Here is a 23,395-nt window from a genome sequence, read left to right on the forward strand (position 1 = left end):
ACGCTGGGAAATTAGACTGACATCTGGAGAGCCGGATACGCTGAGAGGTGTAAGTCCGGTTCGGAGGGGAGTTCTCGGAAACCTACCATAGCAATATGGCAAGGCGCCGGGTTCTTACCCTACTTGTCACGTCGGTGGCCCCCATCCCGATGGCGACCATGATGGGCAAGGAATGGGGCGGCATGGGCCAGAACTACCTGCGCAGCCTGCTGGCCCTGGGCTTCCAGGCGTTTTTGATTATCGTCTGCGTGGCGATCTACGCCGTGCTGGTGCAGAACATCGCCACCGAGGAGGACATCATCATGGCAATCTGGAGCTGCGTGGGCTACACCGTGCTGCTTTGCTTTACGCTGTTCAAGACCGGCAGCCTGTCCAAAGCCGTATTCAACGCACATTGACCCGGAGGGAGGGAATTTACCAATGGCTTATGTACCCGTACCCAAAGACCTGACGAAAGTCAAAACCAAGGTCGCGTTCAACTTAACCAAGAGGCAGCTTGTCTGCTTCGGCTGCGGGGCGCTCATCGGCGTGCCGCTTTTCTTTTTGCTCCGGGGGCCTGCTGGCCACAGCGTGGCGGCCATGTGCATGATGCTCGTCATGCTGCCCTTTTTCATGCTGGCGATGTATGAAAAACACGGCCAGCCCCTGGAAAAGATCATCGGCAACATCCTCAAGGTGGCCGTCATCCGGCCCAAGCAGCGCCCCTACCGCACCAACAACTTCTATGCCGTGTTGGAGCGGCAGGCAAATCTCGACAAGGAGGTGTATGACATTGTTCGCGGCAAAGACAAAGCGGCAGGCCGAACCGGCAGAGCCGCAGACCAAACCCCGGCGTAAGCTGACCCGCGCCGAACGCAAACAAATCGAGGCAGCGATTGCCCGCGCCAACCGCACGGGCAAAAAGGAGCGGTCCGCCCAGGACAGCATCCCCTATGAGCGGATGTGGCCGGACGGCATCTGCAAGGTGGCGGATGGCCGCTACACCAAGACCATTCAGTTCCAGGACATCAACTACCAGCTCAGCCAGAACGAGGACAAGACCGCCATCTTTGAAGGCTGGTGCGATTTCCTCAACTACTTCGACAGCTCCATCCGTTTCCAGTTGTCCTTTTTGAACCTGGCGGCGTCCCAGGAGACCTTCGCCAACAGCATTACCATCCCGGCCCAGGGGGATGACTTTGACCCCATCCGGGTGGAGTACACGCAGATGCTGCAAAACCAGCTGGCGCGGGGCAACAACGGCCTTATCAAGACCAAGTACCTGACCTTTTCCATCGAGGCCGACAGCATCCGCTCCGCCAAGCCCCGTCTGGAGCGCATCGAGACCGATGTGCTGAACAACTTTAAGCGGTTGGGCGTGGCCGCCGAGGTTCTGGACGGCAAAGCCCGGCTGGCCCAGCTTCACGCCATCTTCCACATGGACGAGCAGGCGCCCTTCCAGTTCGAGTGGGACTGGCTGGCTCCCAGCGGCCTTTCCACCAAGGACTTTATCGCGCCGTCCGGCTTCGAGTTCCGTACCGGCAAGCAGTTCCGCATGGGAAAGAAGTACGGGGCCGTCAGCTTCGTGCAGATTCTGGCCCCGGAGCTGAATGACCGTATGCTGGCGGACTTTCTCGATATGGAAAGTTCCCTCATTGTGAATCTGCACATCCAGTCGGTGGATCAGGTGAAGGCCATCAAGACGGTAAAGCGGAAAATCACCGACCTGGACCGCAGCAAGATCGAGGAACAGAAAAAGGCCGTCCGCGCCGGGTATGACATGGACATCATCCCGTCCGACCTTGCCACCTACGGGGCCGAGGCCAAGAAGCTGTTGCAGGACCTGCAAAGCCGCAACGAGCGGATGTTCCTGGTGACGTTCCTGGTGCTGAACACCGCCGACAATCCCCGCCAGCTGGGCAACAACATCTTCCAGGCCAGTTCCATCGCACAGAAGTACAACTGCCAGCTGACCCGGCTGGACTTCCAGCAGGAGGAAGGCTTGATGTCCTCTCTGCCGCTGGGGCTGAACCAGGTGGAAATTCAGCGGGGGCTGACTACCAGCTCTACCGCCATCTTCGTGCCGTTCACCACCCAAGAGCTTTTTCAGAACGGAAAAGAGGCGCTGTACTACGGCATCAACGCCCTGTCCAATAACCTCATCATGGTGGACCGCAAGCTGCTGAAAAACCCCAACGGCCTGATTCTGGGTACGCCCGGTTCCGGCAAGAGCTTTTCGGCCAAGCGCGAGATCGCCAACTGCTTCCTGCTGACTTCGGATGATGTCATTATCTGCGACCCGGAGGCCGAGTACGCGCCGCTGGTGGAGCGCCTGCACGGGCAGGTCATCAAAATCTCGCCCACCTCCACCAACTACATCAACCCGATGGACCTGAACCTGGACTATTCGGACGATGAAAGCCCGCTGTCGCTGAAGAGCGACTTCATCTTGTCGCTGTGCGAGCTGATCGTGGGCGGAAAGGACGGATTACAGCCGGTACAGAAAACCATCATTGACCGCTGTGTGCGGCTGGTCTATCAGGACTACCTCAACGATCCGCGCCCGGAGAATATGCCCATTCTGGGAGGCAACACGGACCGGCAGCGTGAACGCATTGTGGCAGCTTTTGAAAAGCAGAAGTCCACCGCCGAGATCGCAGCCTATCTGCAAAACCTCTATACCGGCGGCAACGGGATTGGCAGCATTACCGCATGGTATGCCGAGGACGGCATCCACCTGTCTCACGGAAAGTCTGCCCGTTATGACAAGTCCGCCCAGGTCATTTCCTGGGAGAGCGCCGCCGAGCGTATCGGCCAGCTTTTGCAGACCGGCCAGTTTGCCACCAATGTAGAGCTGTCCGAGGCCGAGGGCTATGAACGTTCCCTCCTTGCGGAAAAGTTCTGGAATCTGTATCACGATTTCAGCGATGAAGCCAGAGAATCCGGGTATCTGCCCAGCCTTGCCAACAATCCAGGGCGCGGTTTCCCGGAAGAATCCGCGTGGCTTACCGAGCAGCTGAAAAGCCCGGAGTTCCGCCAGACCCTTGCAGAAGAATATGCAGCATTCTGGACGGCCTATCAGCAGGACCGGGACTTGCTGCGGTTCCACTACCACAAGCCAAAGGAGATTTGGGGAAACCTGAAAGATCTGTCCCTGCCCCGCACCGCCTTTACCTCTCAGATGACGGAAGTACCTACGGTCAAGCAGTTTATCACCGAGGACGAGATCGACGCCGCCATGACCAGAGGAAGCGGTGTTTCTGGTGGCAAAGGCCGCATTTTTGCCTATTTCCAAAATTCCCACACCGATAAAGAAAAGGTGGATTTCCTCCGACACGAGTACGGCATTGGGGGCCACTCCCATGCCCTGTCAGGCGCTGGGGGCAGCTGGGAAGATCATGACGGAAAGGGCCTGCACTACAAAAAAGGCGGCTGCCCGGATGTGCATTTCACATGGGAGAAGGTTGCCAAGCGGATCACCAATCTGATTCAGAAGGGCCGCTATCTCACCGAACAGGAACAGGAGGAGTTCGACAAAATCCAGGCGGAAAAGGCTCTGGCCGAAGAAGATGCCCTGCAAGCCCAGCCGCCCGACACGGAACCTGCCGATGTTCTGCGGGAGGATGTGCCGGAGCAGCCCATTCCCACCCTCCGGGAGCTGCATGAGCGATACAAGCCCATCGTGCTGGAGGCCGTTACCCAGGACATCAGATACCGGAACGCCTGCGGTCACAGTGATTATGAAAACGCTATGATCGAGTGTAATGCTGCTGTGCGCCGCGCCATTCTTGATTCCCACGATATAGAGCTGATCCGCCTGTTCTCTGATGTGCCGGAATTTCGCCAGCGGCTGCACCGGGAAGTGGCAGACGAAACCTATCCCAAGCTCCATGAGCTGCTGCGTCCTCTCTCGGACAATGACATTGACCGGGCTATCCAGGACTGGAATGGTAAGATTGAGAGCAAACACGCCGTTGTCCGCTACATGAAAGACCATGCACGGGAAAAAGACACCGCTGCATGGCTGGCTCGTGAATTTGACGGCGGCGACGGTAAGACCCCGTTTGCAGTACGCCCGGAAAGCCCCGAAGGAACGGCGCTTCCCTGGCCCAAGGTGCAGCGCCGGATCGTCCAGCTCATCAAGGAAGATCGGTTCTACACCGAGGCGGAGCAGGACCGATTTGACAACATCGACTCCATCGCCATCCGGGAGGCCCTGGCCGAGCGCGGCATCGTGAACGGCCAGGTGGTGGACCCGGAAAAGCTGGACAGTGATCCATTCATCCGGCAGGTCATGCGGGATGTGGAGGCCGTCGCAACCGAGGAACAGGCCGAGGCAGCGGCAAAGCCGCCTGTGCCGGACTTATCCGGCCAGCCCGTCACCCGCGAGGGCGACACCCTCACCATTGGCAGCGGCGAACCCACCCATGAGATCGACATCACGGTGTCGGACGAGGAATATGCCGCCATCCGGGGCACCATCCCGGAGCGCACCGCCTACGATCCGTCCGCCCCGGTTTACAATGTGGGCAATACCGTCTATCTGGATGACCGCGCCCATCAAATTACCGAACTGCGGGAGGATACGGTGCAGCTGCTGCCCACCGGCATGAGCTATCCCATCTACCGGGTCGAGAGCCGGGAGCGGTTCGAGCAGCTTTTGCGGGCAGACAACCGCAACGACTTCTACACCGAGTTCCTGCCCGTCAACCCTGACACGGCGGACCAGGACCTGCGGGACGTGCTGGCCCACGGCCTGATCGGCGCGCCGAACAAGGCGGAGCTTTCCGAACTGCTGCGCACCGGCAAGAGCAACCGGGAGGTCGCCCTGTGGCTGAGCCGGGCCTATCCTGACATCATCGAGACGATGGAGCTGGAGACCGGCGATACCGCCGACTACCGAACCATACCCGAAGGCATCGAGCTGGAAGTGCTGGACGCGGACGAGAAGCGACTGGCCATGCTGTTCTTCCGCTGGGATGAGGTTGCACCGCTGCTGCGCGGGCTATATGCCCGCCAGCTGGACGGCTTTGTGCAGGAGCAGGATGAACCGTATATGGAAGCCCCTGCCGCCGTGGAAGAACCTGCCGAAACCGCCAAGCCCATTGAAGAAGCTGCTGAGGCACCGGCGTTCCACTCCGAGACGGTGGCCGTCTACCCCGGTGACAAAAACGGACTTCCCTATGACGTGGTGGTGGAACGGCTGCACGTTGACCGGCCGGAACCCACGCCGCCTGAACCGACGCCGGACACGCAGCCGGAGGAAAAGCCGGATCACCCGGTCGCCATCCCGGTGAACGGTGAGTGGCAGACTTTCCCCAACCAGAGGGCAGCCGAACAGGCGGCCTATCAGGAGTACCGGGACAACCTGCGCCGCAACGCCGAGAACTTCCGCATCACCGACGACCATCTGGGCGAGGGCGGCCCCAAGGCCAAGTACCAGGCCAATGTGGCGGCGATCAAGCTGCTGAAATATCTGGAAGAGACCACCGGGCAGGCCACGCCGGAACAGCAGGAGGTATTGTCCCGCTATGTGGGCTGGGGCGGCGTGGCGGATGCCTTTGACCCGGACAAACCCGCGTGGGATGCCGAGTATTCGGAACTGAAAGAACTGCTGACCCCAGAGAAATACGCTGCGGCGCGGGCCTCCACCCTCAACGCCCACTATACCAGCCCCACCGTCATCCGCGCCATCTATGAGGCCGTGGAGCAGATGGGCTTCCGCACCGGCAACATTCTGGAACCGTCCTGCGGCGTGGGTAATTTCTTCGGGATGCTGCCGGAGAGCATGGCCGGGAGCAGGCTGTACGGCGTGGAGCTGGATTCCATCAGCGGGCGGATTGCCCAGCAGCTCTACCCCAAGGCTAACATCACCGTGGCGGGCTTTGAGACCACCGACCGGCGGGACTTCTATGACCTTGCCATCGGTAACGTCCCTTTCGGCCAGTACCAGGTGAACGACAAAGCCTACAACAAGCTGGGCTTCAACATCCACAACTACTTTTTTGCCAAGGCGCTGGACCAGGTGCGCCCCGGCGGCGTGGTGGCCTTTGTCACCAGCCGCTACACAATGGACGCCAAGGATTCCACCGTGCGCCGGTATCTGGCCCAGCGGGCCGAGCTGCTGGGGGCGATCCGCCTGCCCAACAACGCTTTCCGCGCCAATGCCGGGACCGATGTGGTGTCCGACATCCTGTTTCTGCAAAAGCGGGACCGCCCGCTGGACATCGCCCCGGACTGGACCCAAACCGGCCGGACCGAGGAAGGCTTCACGGTCAACCAGTATTTTCTGGATCACCCGGAGATGGTGCTGGGGCGGCCCACCGCCGAAAGCACCCAATACGGCAAACAGGATTACACCGTGGCCCCCATCGAGGGGCTGGAGCTGGCCGATCAGCTGCACGATGCCGTGAAGTACATTCGCGGCACCTACCAGGAGGCCGCGCTGCCGGAGCTGGGCGAGGGCGAGGACATCGACGAATCCCTCCCGGCTGACCCCAATGTGAAGAACTACTCCTACACGGTGGTGGACGGCGCGGTGTACTTCCGGGAAAACAGCCGCATGGTGCGCCCCGACCTGAACGCCACCGCCGAGGCCCGCGTCAAAGGGCTGGTGGGGCTGCGGGATTGTGTGCAGCGGCTCATCGACCTGGAGATGGACGCCGCCGCGCCGGATGCCGACATCCGGGCGCAGATAGCCGAACTGAACCGCCGCTATGACGATTTTTCCGCCAAGTACGGACTTATCAATGACCGGGCGAACCGGCTGGCCTTTGCCGATGACAGCAGCTATTACCTGCTCTGTGCCCTGGAGGTGCTGGACGAGGATGGCCGGTTGGAGCGCAAGGCAGATATGTTCACCAAACGCACGATCAAGCCACATGAGGCCGTCACCACCGTAGACACCGCCTCCGAGGCCCTGGCGGTCTCCATTTCTGAAAAAGCCTGCGTGGATATGGCCTACATGGAACAGCTCACCGGCAAAACCGGCGAAGAATTGGCTGACGAGCTGCGCGGTGTCATCTTCCGTGTACCGGGCCAGACTGAGCCGGACGGAACGCCCCATTATGTGACCGCCGATGAATACCTCTCCGGCAACGTGCGCCGGAAGCTGCGCCAGGCCCAGCGGGCGGCGGAGCAGGACCCGGCCTTTGCGGTCAACGTGGAGGCCCTGACCGCTGCCCAGCCCAAAGACCTGGACGCTTCCGAGATCGAGGTGCGGTTGGGTGCGACGTGGATCGACAAGGAGTACATCCAGCAATTCATGTACGAGACCTTCGACACGCCTTTTTACCTCCAGCGCAGCATTGAAGTCCACTACACCCCCTTTACGGCGGAATGGCAGATCTCCGGCAAAAATGTCGTGGGGCAAAACAACGTGGCCGCCTATTCGACCTACGGGACCAGCCGCGCCAACGCCTATAAAATCCTCGAAGATTCCCTCAATCTGCGGGATGTGCGTATCTACGACACCGTGGAGGACGCGGACGGCAAGGAACGCCGGGTGCTGAACGCCAAGGAAACCACCCTGGCCGCCCAAAAGCAGCAGGCCATCCGGGATGCTTTCCGCGACTGGATTTGGCGCGACCCGGAACGTCGGCAGGCGCTGGTGCGCCAGTACAATGAGGAAATGAACGCCACCCGCCCCCGCGAATATGATGGCAGCCACATTGTTTTTGGCGGCATGAACCCGGCCATCACCCTGCGGGAACACCAGAAAAACGCCATCGCCCATGTGCTGTACGGCGGCAACACGCTGTTGGCCCATGAGGTGGGCGCGGGCAAGACGTTTGAAATGGTAGGGGCCGCGATGGAGGCCAAACGGCTGGGGCTGTGCCAAAAGAGCTTATTCGTGGTGCCCAACCACCTGACCGAACAGTGGGCTTCGGAGTTCCTGCGTCTGTACCCGTCCGCGAACATCCTGGTGACAACCAAAAAGGACTTCGAGAAGCACAACCGCAAGAAGTTCTGTGCCCGTATTGCCACCGGCGACTACGACGCCATCATCATGGGTCACTCCCAGTTCGAGAAAATCCCCATCAGCAAGGAACGCCAGGAGCGGCTGCTGCATGAGCAGATTTGGGAAATCACCGAGGGTATCGCCGAGGTGGAGGCCAGCGGCGGGGAACGGTTCACCGTCAAGCAGCTGGAACGCACGAAAAAGTCTTTGGAGGCGCGGCTGGAAAAGCTGCAAGCCGAGGACCGCAAGGACGATGTGGTGACGTTTGAACAGCTGGGCGTGGACCGGCTCTTTGTGGACGAGGCGCACAATTATAAAAACCTGTTCCTCTATACAAAAATGCGGAATGTGGCGGGCCTTTCCACTACGGACGCGCAGAAATCCAGCGATATGTTTGCCAAGTGCCGGTACATGGATGAAATCACAGGCGGGCGCGGTGTAGTTTTTGCCACCGGCACGCCGGTTTCCAACAGCATGACCGAGCTTTACACCATGCAGCGGTATCTCCAATATGACCGGCTGCAAGAGCTGGGCATGGCGCACTTTGACTGCTGGGCCAGCCGCTTCGGGGAGACAGTGACCGCTTTGGAGCTTGCCCCGGAAGGGACCGGCTACCGGGCGCGGACCCGCTTCTCCAAGTTCTTCAACCTGCCGGAGCTGATGAACCTGTTCAAAGAGGTGGCAGACATCAAGACCGCCGACCAGCTCCATCTTCCCACCCCGGAGGTAGAATATCACAACATCGTGGCCCAGCCCACCGAACAGCAGCAGGAAATGGTGAAGGCGCTCTCGGAACGCGCTTCCCTGGTACACAGCGGCACGGTGGACCCGTCCCAGGACAATATGCTCAAGATCACCAGCGACGGGCGCAAGCTGGGGCTGGACCAACGGATCATCAACCAGCTGCTGCCGGATGAGCCGGGCACCAAGGTCAATCAATGCGTGGACAATATCATGCAGATTTGGCGGGACGGCGAGGCCGACAAGCTGACCCAGCTGGTGTTCTGCGACATCTCCACGCCCCAGGCCCGGCCTGCCAAAAAGGTAGCGAAGGCGCTGGACAACCCGACCCTCCACGCTTTGGAGGACGCGGTGCCGCTGGACGAGCCGGAACCGGCCTTTACGGTCTACGAGGACATCCGGCAGAAGCTCATCGCTAAAGGTGTGCCCGCCGAGCAGATTGCCTTTATCCATGAGGCCAACACCGAGGTGCGCAAAAAGGAGCTGTTCTCCAAGGTCCGCACCGGCCAGGTGCGCGTCCTGCTGGGCAGCACGGCCAAGATGGGTGCAGGCACCAACGTGCAGGATCGCCTGGTGGCGCTGCATGACCTGGACTGCCCGTGGCGGCCCGGCGACCTGGCCCAGCGAAAGGGCCGCATTGAGCGCCAAGGCAACCAGAACGAGACTGTCCATGTGTACCGCTATGTCACTGAGGGGACGTTTGACGCCTACCTCTGGCAGACGGTGGAAAACAAACAGAAATTCATCAGCCAGATTATGACCTCCAAATCGCCGGTGCGAAGCTGCGACGATGTGGACGAAACCGCGCTGTCCTTTGCCGAGATCAAGGCGCTGTGCGCCGGGGACCCGCGCATCAAGGAACGCATGGACCTGGATGTGGACGTGGCGCGGTTAAAGCTGATGAAGGCCGACCACCAGAGCAAGCAGTACCGCCTGGAGGACCAGCTGCTCAAAACCTTCCCGGAGGAGATCGAGAAAAACAAGGGCTTTATCGCCGGGCTGGAAGCGGATATGGCGACCCTGGCCGCTCATCCTCACCCGGAGGACGGCTTTGCCGGGATGGAAGTCCGTGGCGACACCCTCACCGACAAGGAGAACGCCGGTGCGGCGCTGCTGGACGCCTGCAAGGAGGTCAAAGGGGCCGACCCGGTGCCGGTGGGCAGTTACCGGGGCTTCACTATGTCGGTGTCGTTTGACGCTTTCCGGCAGGAGTATATGCTCCTGCTGAAAGGCCAGATGACCCACCGGGCGACGCTGGGCACAGACCCCCGTGGAAATCTAACCCGTATCGACAATGCGCTCAGTCAGATGCCCCAGCGGCTGGAAGCGGTGAAGAACCAGCTGGACAACCTCTACCAGCAGCAGGCCGCCGCCAAGGCAGAGGTGGGTAAGCCCTTCCCACAGGAGCAGGAGCTGCGGGACAAATCCGCCCGGCTGGCCGAGCTGGATGTACTGCTGAACATGGACGGCCGGGGCCGCCCTGCGCCGGAGGCGGTGCTTGCCAAGAGCAGCCGCCCCTCGGTGCTGGAGGGTCTGAAACGCCCGGTGCCGCCGCGCTGCCCCGAAAAGAAACCCAAACACCACGAACAGGAGGTGCGATAACATGAATACCGACAAAAACACGGCCCTCTATGAGAAGATGGCCGCCGAACAGGACAAGTTCCGGGACTGGCTGAAAAGCCAGCCCCCGGAGGAAATTCTAAAGCATACCTATGAGTACACGGTCCGGGAGGACATCCTGATGGCGATGGAGGAGCTGGATCTGCCCCAAAGCCGGGCCGCCGCGCTGCTGGCGTCGTCGTCCCCGCTGGCCGATGTCTACAAGGAGTTTTCTGACCGGGAGACTTCCTACATGGATGTGGTGCGGGACAGCATCGAGCAGCGGGCCGATGCGGCGCTGGACGCCCAGCGGGAACTGCCGCTCTACCGCCACGACGCCGCCTATGCCCGCGAACAGGGCGACCTGGATTTGTACCGGGCGTCCCGCCGCGCCAACATCGCCTGCAAGGAGGCCATCGAGGCGGCCATTTCGGAACATTACCGGGACAACCGGCTGGACAAGGACGCGGTACCCCAGGTGATCGAGCAGTTCGGCTACACCCGCATCCTCTATGTGCTGGCAAATACCGTGCAGCAGAAAGAGTGGGATGAGCGTTTCAGCCCGGCCAACAAGGCGTGGGCCAGGACGGTGGACATCCCGCCCAACCCGGACGGCTTTGGCGGCGAACGCAACCTGGACTTTGTGGTGGACAGCCACTCCGGCCTGGTCGATCTGTTCTTGAGCCAGGCGCGGCAGGATTATCTGCGGCTCCAGCCGCTGACGCCGGAGGAAATCCGTGCCGAGGCCGCCCGGCTTTTGCAGGAGCTTCGTGCGCCGGGTACACCCAACAGCCCCCACGGCACCCACTACATGGCCCGCGTTTCGCCAGACTTTCTGGCCCGCGCAGGCACCCAGGCCCATGACCAGCTGATGACGCTGCTGCCGTTCCGCAGTCTGGCGATCACCGGCATGAAGGAACTGCCCGGCACCTATGTCACCATCTTGGCCAGCGAGGACCGTTCCAAAGAGCTGCGCCAGCGCCGCCCCTCGGTCCGCCGCCAGCTGAAACAGGAGCCGCGCCCCGCTGAAAAGCCGGAGAAAAAATCCCCCATCTATAAGAAAAAGGAGCCGGAGCGATGAGCGCCCCCAAGCGCAAGCGGGAGGTGCAGCTGAACTTCCGGGTCTCGCCGGAAGAACTGGCGTTGATCGAACAGAAGATGGCCCAGCTGGGAACAACGAACCGGGAAGCCTACCTGCGCAAGATGGCCTTGGACGGTTATGTGGTGCGCCTGGAACTGCCGGAGCTGAAGGAGTTGGTGTCCCTGATGCGCTATTCCAGCAACAACTTAAACCAGCTGGCCCGCCGTGCGCATGAAACCGGGCGCATTTACGACGCCGACCTGGAGGATATATCCCGGAGGCAGGAGGCTTTGTGGGATGGGGTGCATCAGGTATTGACCCAGCTGGCAAAGCTGTCGTGACAGGGGCATACGCCCCGGCTGTGAGGGAGGTCCGGCGCGTGCAGACTGCATCGCCGGGCCTCCCTCTTTTTTTTCTTTGCCCGTATCGTTGCGTTTTGGTGGGGTGTGATTGATAATGGAGTCAGAAACGAGGTGATGGCTGATGTTGACGTTTGAAAACGTCTTGGAGATTTTTCATGAGTACCTGCTGCACGACCCGGAGGAAGAAGTTCTCCCTTGTAAACGCGGCTATGTCCGATTGACTTGGAACAAGGATTCCCGCTACTGTGTGGACGGTATCCTCTGCCGAATCCCGGAGGAACTGTTTGACCTGTTGCTCACGGATTACCAGGACTTTGAATTGCTCCGCCGGACGAAAGGCCGCCGGGAAGTTACAGAAGCCGATGAAAAAGCCGTGAAAGAACTGTGCCAGCCCTACCTGGACTGGCGGAAGGAGGCGCTGAAATGAGAGCGGTGCTGTTTATTTTGAAATTGGGGCTGAAAATCCTTGCCGTGCCGGTGGTGCTGGCGCTGACGCTGTTCACCTGGCTGTGCTTCTGGCTGCTGTATGTGTCCAGCTTCATCTTCGGCCTGGTCTCCACGGTGGTGGCGCTGCTGGGGATCGCGGTGCTTGTGACCTACTCGCCGCAAAACGGCGTAATCCTGCTGGTGATCGCCTTCCTGGTCAGCCCGCTGGGCCTGCCGATGGCCGCCGTCTGGCTGGTGGGCAAGGTACAGGACCTGCGGTATGCGATCCAGGACGCGGTGTATGGCTGAATAGGAAGCGAAGAATTGCCGGGAGTGAGTGCCCGGCAATTTTTTGACTTTACTTTCGTGCTAATTTTGCGTATAATATTAGCATGAAAGGAAGGTGAAGAACGTGAGCCAATTTCAACAGCTGGACCAGCTGATGGAACGTCAGGATGGGATGCTGCGCACCGGGCAGGTCCTCGCGGCCGGGATCTCAAAACCTGTTTTTTATCAATTCGTGCAGTCTCGTGGGCTGGAACAGGCGGCGCATGGGATTTATCTTTCCAAAGACGCCTGGGTGGACGCCATGTATCTGCTGCATCTTCGCTGTCCGCAGGCAGTTTTTTCCCATGAAACGGCGCTGTTTTTCCATGACCTGACCGACCGGGAGCCGCTGGCCTATTCCATTACGGTCAAGACGGGCTACAATCCGACCCGGCTCAAGGACGAGGGCGTTCAGGTCTTTACCATCAAGGCGGAGCTGCATGAGGTCGGCCTGACAACCGCGCAGACCCCCTTCGGTCACGATGTGCCGGTATATGATATGGAACGGACGATCTGCGATGTGCTGCGCAGCCGGAGCCATATCGAGATGCAGACATTCCAGGACGCTTTGAAAGCGTATGCTCGCCGGAAAGATAAGGACCTGCGGACGCTGGTGCGCTATGCCAAGCTGTTCCGGGTCGAGAAGATTTTACGCCAGTATTTGGAGGTACTGCTATGATAAAGACAGCCAGACAGCTGAAAGATTTGATCCGTAACCTGTCAAAGAAAAATGCTGCGGATGCGCAGGTTTTGATGCGCAACTATATGATGGAGCGTTTTCTTGACGTATTTCTCTTTCCTCATACCGGGACAAGTTCATCCTCAAGGGTGGTATGCTGGTGGCCGCGATGGTCGGTCTGGACGCCCGCTCCACGATGGACCTGGACGCAACGGTCAAGGGGGCCAACGTCAGCGTGGAGGATGTGGAGAACATGATGGCCGAGATCATCGCCGTTCCCATTGACGACGGCGTTACCTTCCAGGTGAAAAGCATTTCGGAAATCATGGATGAAGCGGAATATCCCGGCATTCGGGTGACGATGACAACGCTCTTTGACGGGGTGCGCACCCCGCTGAAAATCGACATTTCTACCGGCGACGCCATCACCCCTAAAGAGGTGCGGTACAGCTTCAAGCTCATGCTGGAGGACCGTTCCATCGACGTTTGGGCCTATAACCTGGAGACCGTGCTGGCCGAAAAGCTGGAAACCATCATCACCCGGACCACGACCAACACCCGTATGAGAGATTTTTACGACATCGCCATCCTGCAACAACTCTATGGCAGCACTCTGGACCCGCACGTTCTCCATGACGCGCTTCTGGCGACAGCCCACAAGCGCGGCACCGAGCGCCATCTGGCCGAGGCCGCCGAAGTCTTTGATGAAGTGGAGGCCAGCCCGGTCATGCAGGACCTGTGGGTGGCCTATCAGAAAAAGTTTTCCTATGCGTCCGACCTTGGCTGGAATACGGTCATGGCTGCGGTCCGTCAGCTGTTCGCTCGTTGCGAGGGCACGGCATGAAAAAGCGTGGACACTACTGCAAGGTCTGTGGCGAGTATAAGGCAAACGAAAAGTTTTCCGGCAAGGGTCACGCCGCGCACATTTGTAAAACCTGCGCCGCCCTCCCGCCAGAAAAGCAGGCGGAAGAAATGGCACTTACCCGGCTGGTCAACCTTCCCTGGCGATTATCCAAAGAACAGCTTTCGTGGTTGAAGAAACGGATGAAAGACCGGCGGGATGCCGTGCGGACCTTGGCGACGGAACAATATGAAATGCGGTTCCCGCCCAGGATAGAACTGGATGAATTGGAAGATGACTTTGAGGAAGATTTCGATTTTTATATGGACGAGGAAACTGATATAGAGTAAACCGATGCGGTCTGTGATAAGCAGGCCGCTTATTTTTTGGAAAGGAGGCGGACCCCACATGGCCACCACCCGCATTATACCGCTGCACACCGGCAAGGGCCGCACGGTCGGCAAGGCGATCAGCGATATCATTGGTTATGTAAAAAATCCAGAAAAGACCGACCACGGCAGGCTCATCACCAGCTACCAGTGTGACAGCCGCGTGGCCGATGCGCAGTTCCTGCTGGACAAGCAGACCTACGCCGCCCGCACCGGCCGGGTGCGCGGTGCGGACGATGTGATTGCCTACCACCTGCGGCAGTCCTTTGTGCCGGGCGAGATCACGCCGGAGGAAGCCAACCGGTTGGGCGTAGAGCTGGCCCGGCGATTTACCAAGGACAAGCACGCTTTCATCGTCTGCACCCACATTGACAAGGCTCACGTCCACAACCATATTATATGGAACTCCACCACGCTGGAGTGTGACCGCAAGTTCCGCAACTTTTGGGGCAGCACCCGCGCCGTCCACCGTCTGAGCGATACCATCTGCGTTGAGAACGGTTACTCCATTGTGGAGGCTCCCAAGCGGCGCGGCCAGAGCTACAACAAGTGGCTGGGTGACGCGGCGAAGCCCTCCCACAAGGAGCAGCTGCGTCAGGCCATTGACCGGGCACTGGCGCAGAAACCGGCCAGCCTGGAGGAGCTGCTGCGCCTGTTGGAACAGGACGGCTTCACCGTTCACCGGCGCGGAAAAAACATCTCCATCGGCGCGGAGGGCTGGGGCAACAATGTCCGCTTTGACCGGCTGGGGGACGGCTACACGCTGGACGATCTGTTGGCGGTCCTCTCCGGCCAGAAAGAACATATGCCCCGCAAGCAAGCCGTCCCGCAGGCCGCTCCGCCGAAGGTCAATCTGCTGGTGGACATCCAGGCAAAACTCCAGGCCGGAAAAGGTGCCGGGTACGCCCGCTGGGCCAAGGTGTTCAACCTCAAGCAGATGGCACAGACCCTCAACTACCTGTCCGAACATGGGCTGCTGGATTATGCCGATTTGGAAACCAAAACAGCAGAGGCGACGGCCCGCTATAATGCGCTGTCCGATCAGATCAAGGCCGCTGAGAAGCGCATGGCCGAGATTGCCGTGCTGCGCACCCACATCGTCAACTACGCCAAGACCCGCGAGACCTATGTGGCCTACCGCAAGGCCGGGTATTCAAAGAAATTCCGGCAGGAGCATGAGGAGGAAATCTTGCTGCACCAGGCCGCCAAGGAAGCCTTCAACGAGCTGAATGTGAAGAAGCTGCCCACCATCAAGGAGCTTCAGACCGAGTACGCCCAGCTACTGGCGGACAAGAAAAAGGCTTACGGTGAGTACCGGCAGGCCCGCGCCACCATGCGGGAGCTGCTGACGGTCAAGAATAACGTGGATCGGGTCCTGGCGATGGAGCAGACCGAGCCGCAACAGAAAGAAAAAGACCACGGCCAGCGGTGAGCTGGTCGCAGTCAAAAGCGTTCACAAGAACGCGCAGCCACAGATTGAAAATCTGTGTTCCAAGGGGGCTTGGGGGACTTCCCTCAACAAGCGCGTGGGGCTATCTGGATAGCCACAGGCATCGCTTGCCGCTTTCTTTGCAGAAATGAAAAGAGCCAGAGAGGAAACCGTCAAATTTCACTCACTGGCTCAATTCGCTTCAATTTTCTTAGATAGTTCTGTTAATTCCTGCATGGTCTCCTGTGTATGGTGCAGCAGGGTTTCACGCATTTCTGACGGGCAACTGGAATAAAGCATTTTCATCTGGTTGGCTCCCTCATCTTCTGGAGAAACATCCGGATTTATTAGAGAGTCCAGAGAGATGTTCAAAACCTTGGCCAATGCTCTTAAAATCAAATAGGAAGGGTTCATCTGCCCTTTTTCAATGTTGGCAATTTGTTTTACAGAAACATGGCTCAGATCTGAAAGCTCCTGCTGTGTCAGGTCTTTTTTCTTTCGGGCCTCCCGCATTATTTGACCCAAAGCGGTTAAATCGTCAATCGGCATAATCATTCACCTCAATAACATTGTATCGTGCCGATTTGTTTTGAGGAATAACCTTATTATGCCCGCTAAAAGGTATGATAATGCCGATTTTGTAATATAAAAAACGAATAGGGCGCAAAGACCCTTGATATTTTTATATCATGAGTCCTTACACCCTACTATGAGTTTTTATCTTGAGATAATTTTTTTAGGATATATTCTGTTTATGTGAATTACCCATCTGCTCTTTTTCTTGTGTTTTCAGATGCGTTTCCCGCTTATCGGTTGCTTCTTTCAAAAGAGCGTAAGTGGCTGCTGCGGCAGGTACGCCAAGCAACATACCGATTGGTCCAGCCAGATTGCCACCTATTGTGATTGCCGCTAAAACCCACATGGCAGGAAGGTTGATTTTTGCGCCCACAACTTTCGGATAGATTGCATTTCCTTCGATCTGTTGCAAAGTAAGCAGGAAAATAATGAATACCAGTGCCTTAAAAGGATTGACTGTCAGAATCAAAAATGCACCCACAAGTGTAGCAATCCAGGCACCGACATAGGGAATCAGTGCTGTTACCCCAACAAGCGCACCGATCATCGGCGCATATGGTATTCTCAGAATTAACATACCGATTGCACACAGGCTGCCTAAAATTATTGCCTCAGTCGTTTGCCCTGCTACAAAAAGCTTGAAGTTTTTTTCACAGACAGCTGCCACATGAATGCCCCGCTCGGCAAAACATGCTGGAATCCATACACGGACAATTCGGGTGATCTGACTTTTTAATTTCTCCTTATTGGCCAAAATATAAATTGAGAACACAAGACCAATCGCAAAATCGACTGCCGTCGCAACCACGCTTCCAAATGCGGAAGCAGCAGTGTCCATAATGGTGGTTCCCAATTGATTCAACCATTCATTCAAATTGTCTTTCAGTTCAAGAAAATCAATATCAATTTGGGACAGCTGTTCTACGAATGGGATTTTAGAATAGTCAGCCGTGCTTTCAAATGCCACCAGTTGATCCAGACCATTCGTCAAGGATGATATGACAATAGATACTGCATCGTTCAATTCGGGAATAACAAGAAAAGCAACACCGACAAAGACCCCTATCACCAAAATAAATGAAAGCAGGATCGCAAGCGGGCGGCGCATTTTCGTTTTCCTAGATGTCGGATGTTTGGGGAACAGATGTCTTTCAATAACCCCCAACGGAACATTCAGAAACAACGCCAAAATCAATCCAATTAAAAGTGGGTTCAGCAGGTCTTTCAACCACATCACGGCATCAGCTACATGACTAATATGTCGGATGCCAAGATAAATCAAAATGCAGGCTGTAAACGTTCCGATAATCCACTTTGATAATTTTTTGTGTGTTTCAATATCTTCAAACATTCAAGACCCTCCTTACATTAGTGGTGCAAATAGCCGCAGTATATCCTGGAGCAGATGCACTACGATATTTGTTTTGCAATCCTTTTCTGTCACCTGTTGGCATATCTCCAGCGTTTGCAGAAAATCCTCCTTGACTTCCATAACAGCTTTGGCCTCATAGAGCAGAGCACCACATTCATAGTGCAGATATAAGCTGCGAAAATCCAAATTTGTTGTCCCGACTGTTGCAGTACGGTCATCGGACACAAAGGTTTTGGAGTGGATGAAACCATTGGTATATTCGTAGATTTTAACGCCTGATTTTATCAGCTCTCGGTAATACGAGCGTGTGGTCATGTGTACCCACCATTTATCCCAGCGGTGGGGTGTGATGATGCGTATATCTACACCACTTTTTGCCGCAAGACGCAAAGCGGAAAGCATACTATCATCGACAATCAGATATGGGGTGTTGATATACACGTACTTCTTTGCATTGTTTAAGATATGCAGGTAAACGTGTTCGCCCACATTTTCTTCATCCATTGGACTGTCAGCGTATGGCTGAACAAACCCCTTTGCAGTAACAGGGCACTCTTGTTCTTTCCATGGGTAGAAGATTTCGTAGTCCTCGTCTGTATGGGTACAAATTTCCCACGTCTGTAAAAAAATTAGTGTGAAACTCCATGCGGCTTTGCCTTTCAGCATGATCGCTGCATCTTTCCAGTGTCCGTGTTTCTCAATGGCGTTGATGTATTCATCTGCCAGATTGATACCTCCGGTAAAAGCCACCTTTCCATCAATGACCGCTATTTTTCGGTGATCTCTGTTATTTTGCTTTACGGTCAGAACAGGTCGGAAGGGATTGAATACGGCGCACTGGATACCGTGTTTTTTTAGCTGCTTTGCGTAGTCTTTCGGAAGAGTGAGAAAGCAACCCATATCGTCATAAATCAGTCGCACAGTTACGCCTTGCGTGGTTTTTCGCTTCAAAACTTCCAAGATGCTGTTCCACATAACGCCTTCCTGCACGATGAAATATTCCAGAAATATGTACTTCTCGGCTTTTTCAAGTTCCGCCAAAAGTGTTTCCAGCTTTCGTTCACCCGGTGTAAGGTAATGTGTTTCTGTATCTGCATATATTGGAAACCCCGTGTATTCCTGCAAGTAATGAATTTGAGGGTAATATTCAGGCAGTTGTTTTGTTGCGCTTTCATAGCAAATGCCGGGGAGTGCATAGAGTGGTTTTGCCTTTTGTTGTGTATGGAGGACACTTTTTGCAAAGCGCCATTTCGAGGATTGTGCATTAGACAAAAGATACATCAGTCCACCAAACAACGGGAAGGTTAGGATCAGGATCGCCCATGCAGTTTTGTAGGCGCCTTTGTCTTTGTGGGAAACGATATAAAGCACCGCAATGATACTGACGATTGTCAGTAGGCGACTGAAATTTCGGGAAAGCTGACTTCCCCCAAGTACAAGGCATATAAGAAAATATACCTGTAAAAGTAGCAGGAGTATCGTCAACATCCTTCTACGGAATAAGACACGGAGCCAACGCTGGCGCATAATGATTCCCCCCCTTCAAACTCAAATCTACGGATTCTTTTTCCGCTGTTCGCAAAATTCCCAAAACTCTTTTGCAATGCGCTCGTAGGTGCTTTTTCCTACGAGATAGCTCATACAGTGGTCAGCGCCCGGAACAATCAGCAGACGCTTTTCTGATGTACAGGCTTTATAGTTTTCGTATGTCATTTCAACTGGAACAAAGTGGTCATCTGTTCCGTGGACAAAAAGAACAGGAATTTGGCAGTGCTTCAACGCTTCTGTAGTTGAGGCAGCATCAGCATCCATTTGGATGCGCTTTTTGCACATCCTATCGGCACCTGTTTTATGCAGAGCATAAGGAATATGCAGATTGCTTTCGGAGACATGTTTCCAAATTGCATGGAGCGAAGTAAATGCACTGTCCGCTGCGATTCCAAATACATTATCCGGCAGTTCCAGTTCGGACGCCATTAGCACAGAGGTTGCACCCATGGATACCCCGGCAAGATAGATGGGAATGCTTTTTCCTGTTTTCTCGTTTATCCAATTTGTCCATGCCAGGCAATCGTAGCGTTCCAGCAAACCTAAACTCATATGGTCGCCGCCGCTATTATTTTGTCCCCGCTGCTCTGCGTAGAGTACAGAACAATGATTATTGCGCCAGAAATCTGCGATTAGACCAAAATCATGTGACCAGGAGGAACGCCACCCGTGCATGGCAACTATAGTTCTTTTCGGTTCTTCGCAGGGACACCAATGCCCAATCAATGAAATTCCGTCGTGAGCAGTGATTTCCACCACGTCACAGCCGCTTTTTTCGAGCTGACCAGCTGCCTTTTTTACAATTTCAGTGGTTTCTATCATTTCAGGTGAACCGGACACACGCATTTTTCCGTTGCTTCTGTCCTGCGGCGCAACCCGATCCATGGCGAGCTGCATCATCTTTTTGGTTAGAAGATGATGCCAAAGCACACAAATCGCACTACCGGCAGCACCTATTATCAATCCTTTTTTCAATGAATCCTTCATAGCACGTCCTTTCATAACGTGGGTATAACTTACTCTTTGTCATTGGCAGTTTTCTTACTTAATTTTCTGCGATATGCGTAATATAACAGAATCGACATTGAGGCTTTTTCATAACCAAACTTGCCGAAGCACTGGAACGCCGCATTGAGAATGGTCAATCTCTTTTCTTCGGTCAGGGCCAAAAATTTGTTCAATTCATTTCCTTCTTCTTACACAATAACCGTTTCGGTTATTCAGAGTATAGCACCAATAACCGAATCGGTCAAGTGTTAATGCAGCAAGTGTATTGATGCGCTTTTTGCAAGCGTCATCTGCGCTCATGTCTGGATAAAAGAACTGATCCACCGATATATCGAACATTGTCACCATCTGATAAAAAGTGTTCAAGCTCGGATGCTGACCGTCGTTTTCGTTATATATGATGGTGCGGGGATCACGGTCAATGATAAGGGCCAGTTGATCCTGTGTCATCCCGCTGGTTTCTCTTTTGCGCTTTATCTCGCACCCTATATCGTGGAAATCAAATTTGCGCTCATCGCGTTCAAATTTCATAGACATCACCCAATGTAATTTTATATTTCAGGTAGTAGTATTTGAACGAATTACATTTTCGTGCAACTGCTGACTTGAACACACCGGTACTTTCGAGACTAATCTTCGTTGGTCTAACAGTATAAAAAGAAAACTTTTGAATCATACTCCAAAATACTTGACCGTTTCGGTTATTGGTGCTATACTCTAAATAACCGAAACGGTTATTGTGTAAAAAGGAGGAAATGAATTGGACAAATTTTTGGCCCTGACCGAAGAAAAGAGATTGACCATTCTCAATGCGGCGTTCCAGTGCTTCGGCAAGTTTGGTTATGAAAAAGCCTCAATCAATGATATTGCGGTAGCCGCACACATTTCCAAAGCGTCTGTGTTTCAGTATTTCGGCAGTAAAAAGCAGCTCTACATTTACCTGCTGGAATACTGCAAGAAAATCATAGAGGGACTATTTGATAAGGAAGCCCTCGATTCCGAAACAGATTTGTTCGACAGGATTCTGGCATCCAGCCGCATGAAAATGGAGGGGCTCCAAAATCAGCCTTTTATCTTGCAGTTTATTACCAGTGCCTGGGAGGAAAATTTTCCCGAGGTGACGGATACGCTGGCGATCCTGACGGAGGAGACCGGCAGATTCCGAAACGATCTTGTTCTGCGGGAAGAGGATGCTTTGAAATTCAAAGACCCAGAGGATGCCCAGCCGGTCTTTCAGATGCTGCTTCTGATGGCCGAGGGCTATGCGGCCGGGTACCGGGGGGCGGCGGCTTTCGATTTTCAGGCTGTCATGGAGGATTTTGAGAAGAACATCGCAATTCTGCGGAAAAATTTTTATAAGGAGGAGTATTTGAAATGAGTGAACAAGCGATTGTCTTGAATGAATTGACCAAGCACTATGGGAAGCATCGAGGAATCAATAACCTCAGTTTCTCTGTCAACCAGGGAGAGTTTTTCGGCTTTATCGGCCCCAACGGTGCGGGTAAGTCCACCACGATCCGCACCCTAATGGGGCTGATCCGTCCCACCGGAGGCAGCGCATCTATCTTCGATTTGGACTGTCACTCCAAGGCCAGCGTCATCGCCAGGGATGTGGGCTATCTGCCCAGCGAGAACAGCTATTACGAAAACATGAAAGTCCGTGAACTTTTGCAGTACACCGCCGATCTGTACGGCATGGACTGCAAGACAAAGATGAAGGAGCTTGCCGACAGGCTCAATCTGGATTTGTCCCGCAAGATTGCAGACCTTTCTCTGGGCAACAAGAAAAAGGTGGGTATCGTGTCTGCCATTATGACTTCGCCCAAACTGATTATTATGGACGAGCCCACCAGCGGATTAGACCCACTGATCCAGCAGGCTTTCTATGATATTCTGAAGGAGGAAAACAGCCGGGGCGCTACCGTGTTTTTTTCCTCCCATGTGCTGAGTGAGGTGCAGAAACTGTGTGACCGGGTGGCCATTCTGAAAGAGGGACAGCTTATTGGCATACAGTCCATCAAAGAACTGCGTGAGAGCGGCTATAAGAAAGTCTCTCTGAGCGCAAAGGAGGCTATCCCTCGCGATTTCTTTGATTTGTCCGGCATTGCGAACTATGCGGAGACTGCGGATAAGACCTCTGTTTCCTTTATGTATAACGGAAATATCACGGCGATTATTGACAAGCTTCACCTGCTGCATTTGGACGATGTGCTTTTGGAAGAGCCCTCTTTGGAGGAAATCTTCATGCACTACTATGCGTAAGGAGGTGTCGGGCATGGTCATTTTGAAATATGAACTGAAAAGGCACCGCAAATATATTTTGGGTTGGGCCATCGCCTTGGCTCTGTGTGTTTTTGTGATGACGCCTACCTATTACAGCTTTATGGATGTTTCCACCGGAGACCTCTATGAAACGCTGGGTACGAGTGATTTTTACAAAGGCGTTGGTGTGTCCATGGAATATCTGACCTCACCGTTGGGCATTTATGCGTTTCTTACCAGCTTTTTTATGATTGCGTCCGGTATTTTCGGGATGCACTTCGGTATCGCCATTCACACCAAGGAGTGCTCGGAGCGAACCTCTGAATATCTGTTTACAAAACCCCATACCCGAAAAACGATTTACTGGGCAAAGGCGTTCACGGTTTTTTTCGGCGTAGTGGTCGTGAGCATGGTATATCTTCTCGCCTCTTTTTTGGCGCTGGCCCTGTTCCGCTCCGGCATTGACTGGGGAGAGTTCTTTCTGATTGCTCTTTCCCTCATGCTGGTCACGCTGTTCCTTGCAGCTATGGGGCTTTTGGTTGGAATTCTATTTTCACGCAATCGAAGCCCACTTTTGACTGCCGGGTTAATTGTCTTTGTCGAGTACTGCGTCACCAGCTTCTCCAACATTGTCAGCAACCGTGCCATTAGTTTTCTGTCCCCGTACTCGTTCTTTAGTGCGGCTGAGATTTCCAAATCTGGCTTTTATGAGTTGGATTACTTGGGATGGTGTGTACTGCTGTTTGCCCTGTTTTTGGTGCTGTCTTATCGTGTCTTTTTGAAAAAAGACATCCAGTTCCGCTCATGAGGGGGTGC

General features: G+C 55.0%; 17 protein-coding genes and 3 pseudogenes. 15 read left to right on the forward strand and 5 right to left on the reverse strand.

Annotated features, from left to right (window positions below; translation table 11 throughout):
- Positions 1–119: 119 nt before the first annotated feature.
- From LKD70_RS14765 to LKD70_RS14815, 12 genes and pseudogenes are all read left to right on the forward strand, one after another.
- Positions 120–398 (forward strand): annotated as a pseudogene (locus LKD70_RS14765) (VirB6/TrbL-like conjugal transfer protein, CD1112 family); the annotation flags it as partial.
- Positions 399–420: 22 nt separating this feature from the next.
- Positions 421–837 carry a PrgI family protein gene (locus LKD70_RS14770; RefSeq protein ID WP_227708667.1) on the forward strand — a complete coding sequence of 139 codons (417 nt, stop codon included), beginning with the start codon at positions 421–423 and terminating at the stop codon, positions 835–837.
- Positions 767–2,563 (forward strand): annotated as a pseudogene (locus tag LKD70_RS18850) (VirB4-like conjugal transfer ATPase, CD1110 family); the annotation flags it as partial. The gene LKD70_RS14770 and the pseudogene LKD70_RS18850, both read left to right, overlap by 71 nt.
- 654 nt (positions 2,564–3,217) lie before the next feature.
- Complete coding sequence (locus tag LKD70_RS14775; protein ID WP_456115017.1) at positions 3,218–10,282, forward strand: SNF2-related protein; 7,065 nt, start codon at positions 3,218–3,220, stop codon at positions 10,280–10,282.
- A gap of 1 nt (position 10,283) precedes the next feature.
- On the forward strand, positions 10,284–11,360 hold the full coding sequence (locus tag LKD70_RS14780) for a DUF3849 domain-containing protein (protein WP_002576335.1): 1,077 nt from the start codon (positions 10,284–10,286) through the stop codon (positions 11,358–11,360).
- A complete protein-coding gene (locus LKD70_RS14785; protein WP_002576334.1) occupies positions 11,357–11,701 on the forward strand; it encodes a plasmid mobilization protein in 345 nt (114 codons plus the stop codon). The genes LKD70_RS14780 and LKD70_RS14785 overlap by 4 nt, the downstream gene beginning before the upstream one ends.
- Before the next feature lie 142 nt (positions 11,702–11,843).
- Positions 11,844–12,149 (forward strand): hypothetical protein, encoded by a 306-nt coding sequence (locus LKD70_RS14790; RefSeq protein WP_002576333.1) that lies wholly within the window; start codon positions 11,844–11,846, stop codon positions 12,147–12,149.
- Positions 12,146–12,457 (forward strand): CD1845 family protein, encoded by a 312-nt coding sequence (locus LKD70_RS14795; protein ID WP_002576332.1) that lies wholly within the window; start codon positions 12,146–12,148, stop codon positions 12,455–12,457. Before LKD70_RS14790 ends, LKD70_RS14795 begins: the two co-directional genes overlap by 4 nt.
- A gap of 103 nt (positions 12,458–12,560) precedes the next feature.
- Positions 12,561–13,154, forward strand: coding sequence for a type IV toxin-antitoxin system AbiEi family antitoxin domain-containing protein (locus LKD70_RS14800; RefSeq protein ID WP_002576331.1), 594 nt, complete (start codon positions 12,561–12,563; stop codon positions 13,152–13,154).
- Positions 13,151–13,998 (forward strand): annotated as a pseudogene (locus tag LKD70_RS14805) (nucleotidyl transferase AbiEii/AbiGii toxin family protein). Before LKD70_RS14800 ends, LKD70_RS14805 begins: the two are co-directional and overlap by 4 nt.
- The gene (locus LKD70_RS14810) at positions 13,995–14,345 is read left to right on the forward strand and encodes a hypothetical protein (RefSeq protein ID WP_002576329.1); all 351 of its coding nucleotides are present in this window, start codon (positions 13,995–13,997) and stop codon (positions 14,343–14,345) included. The pseudogene LKD70_RS14805 and the gene LKD70_RS14810 overlap by 4 nt, the downstream one beginning before the upstream one ends.
- A gap of 58 nt (positions 14,346–14,403) precedes the next feature.
- On the forward strand, positions 14,404–15,816 hold the full coding sequence (locus tag LKD70_RS14815; RefSeq protein WP_002576328.1) for a relaxase/mobilization nuclease domain-containing protein: 1,413 nt from the start codon (positions 14,404–14,406) through the stop codon (positions 15,814–15,816).
- 189 nt (positions 15,817–16,005) lie between these two features.
- Here the strand turns inward: LKD70_RS14815 and LKD70_RS14820 are convergent, their stop codons facing one another.
- The 5 genes from LKD70_RS14820 to LKD70_RS14840 all read right to left on the reverse strand — a co-directional run bounded on the left by LKD70_RS14820 (position 16,006) and on the right by LKD70_RS14840 (position 20,848).
- Positions 16,006–16,362, reverse strand: coding sequence for a helix-turn-helix domain-containing protein (locus LKD70_RS14820; protein WP_016147209.1), 357 nt, complete (start codon positions 16,360–16,362; stop codon positions 16,006–16,008).
- Between the two features lie 187 nt (positions 16,363–16,549).
- Positions 16,550–17,740 carry an AI-2E family transporter gene (locus tag LKD70_RS14825; RefSeq protein WP_227708669.1) on the reverse strand — a complete coding sequence of 397 codons (1,191 nt, stop codon included), beginning with the start codon at positions 17,738–17,740 and terminating at the stop codon, positions 16,550–16,552.
- 12 nt (positions 17,741–17,752) lie between these two features.
- Complete coding sequence (cls, locus tag LKD70_RS14830; protein WP_227708670.1) at positions 17,753–19,288, reverse strand: cardiolipin synthase; 1,536 nt, start codon at positions 19,286–19,288, stop codon at positions 17,753–17,755.
- Between the two features lie 27 nt (positions 19,289–19,315).
- Positions 19,316–20,296 carry an alpha/beta hydrolase gene (locus LKD70_RS14835; protein WP_002587440.1) on the reverse strand — a complete coding sequence of 327 codons (981 nt, stop codon included), beginning with the start codon at positions 20,294–20,296 and terminating at the stop codon, positions 19,316–19,318.
- Between the two features lie 195 nt (positions 20,297–20,491).
- Positions 20,492–20,848, reverse strand: coding sequence for a helix-turn-helix transcriptional regulator (locus tag LKD70_RS14840; RefSeq protein WP_002587442.1), 357 nt, complete (start codon positions 20,846–20,848; stop codon positions 20,492–20,494).
- A 229-nt stretch (positions 20,849–21,077) separates the two neighbouring features.
- On the opposite strand from LKD70_RS14840, the gene LKD70_RS14845 reads away from it, so the two are divergent.
- The 3 genes from LKD70_RS14845 to LKD70_RS14855 are packed head-to-tail and all read left to right on the forward strand — an operon-like array spanning position 21,078 to position 23,387.
- The gene (locus LKD70_RS14845; protein WP_227708671.1) at positions 21,078–21,695 is read left to right on the forward strand and encodes a TetR/AcrR family transcriptional regulator; all 618 of its coding nucleotides are present in this window, start codon (positions 21,078–21,080) and stop codon (positions 21,693–21,695) included.
- On the forward strand, positions 21,692–22,579 hold the full coding sequence (locus tag LKD70_RS14850) for an ABC transporter ATP-binding protein (RefSeq protein WP_002587444.1): 888 nt from the start codon (positions 21,692–21,694) through the stop codon (positions 22,577–22,579). The genes LKD70_RS14845 and LKD70_RS14850 overlap by 4 nt, the downstream gene beginning before the upstream one ends.
- Before the next feature lie 13 nt (positions 22,580–22,592).
- A complete protein-coding gene (locus tag LKD70_RS14855; protein WP_002587445.1) occupies positions 22,593–23,387 on the forward strand; it encodes an ABC transporter permease subunit in 795 nt (264 codons plus the stop codon).
- Positions 23,388–23,395 lie beyond the last annotated feature (8 nt).

It is taken from the genome of Ruminococcus turbiniformis (genome assembly GCF_020687545.1).
GTDB classification, from domain to species: domain Bacteria; phylum Bacillota; class Clostridia; order Lachnospirales; family Lachnospiraceae; genus Mediterraneibacter; species Mediterraneibacter turbiniformis.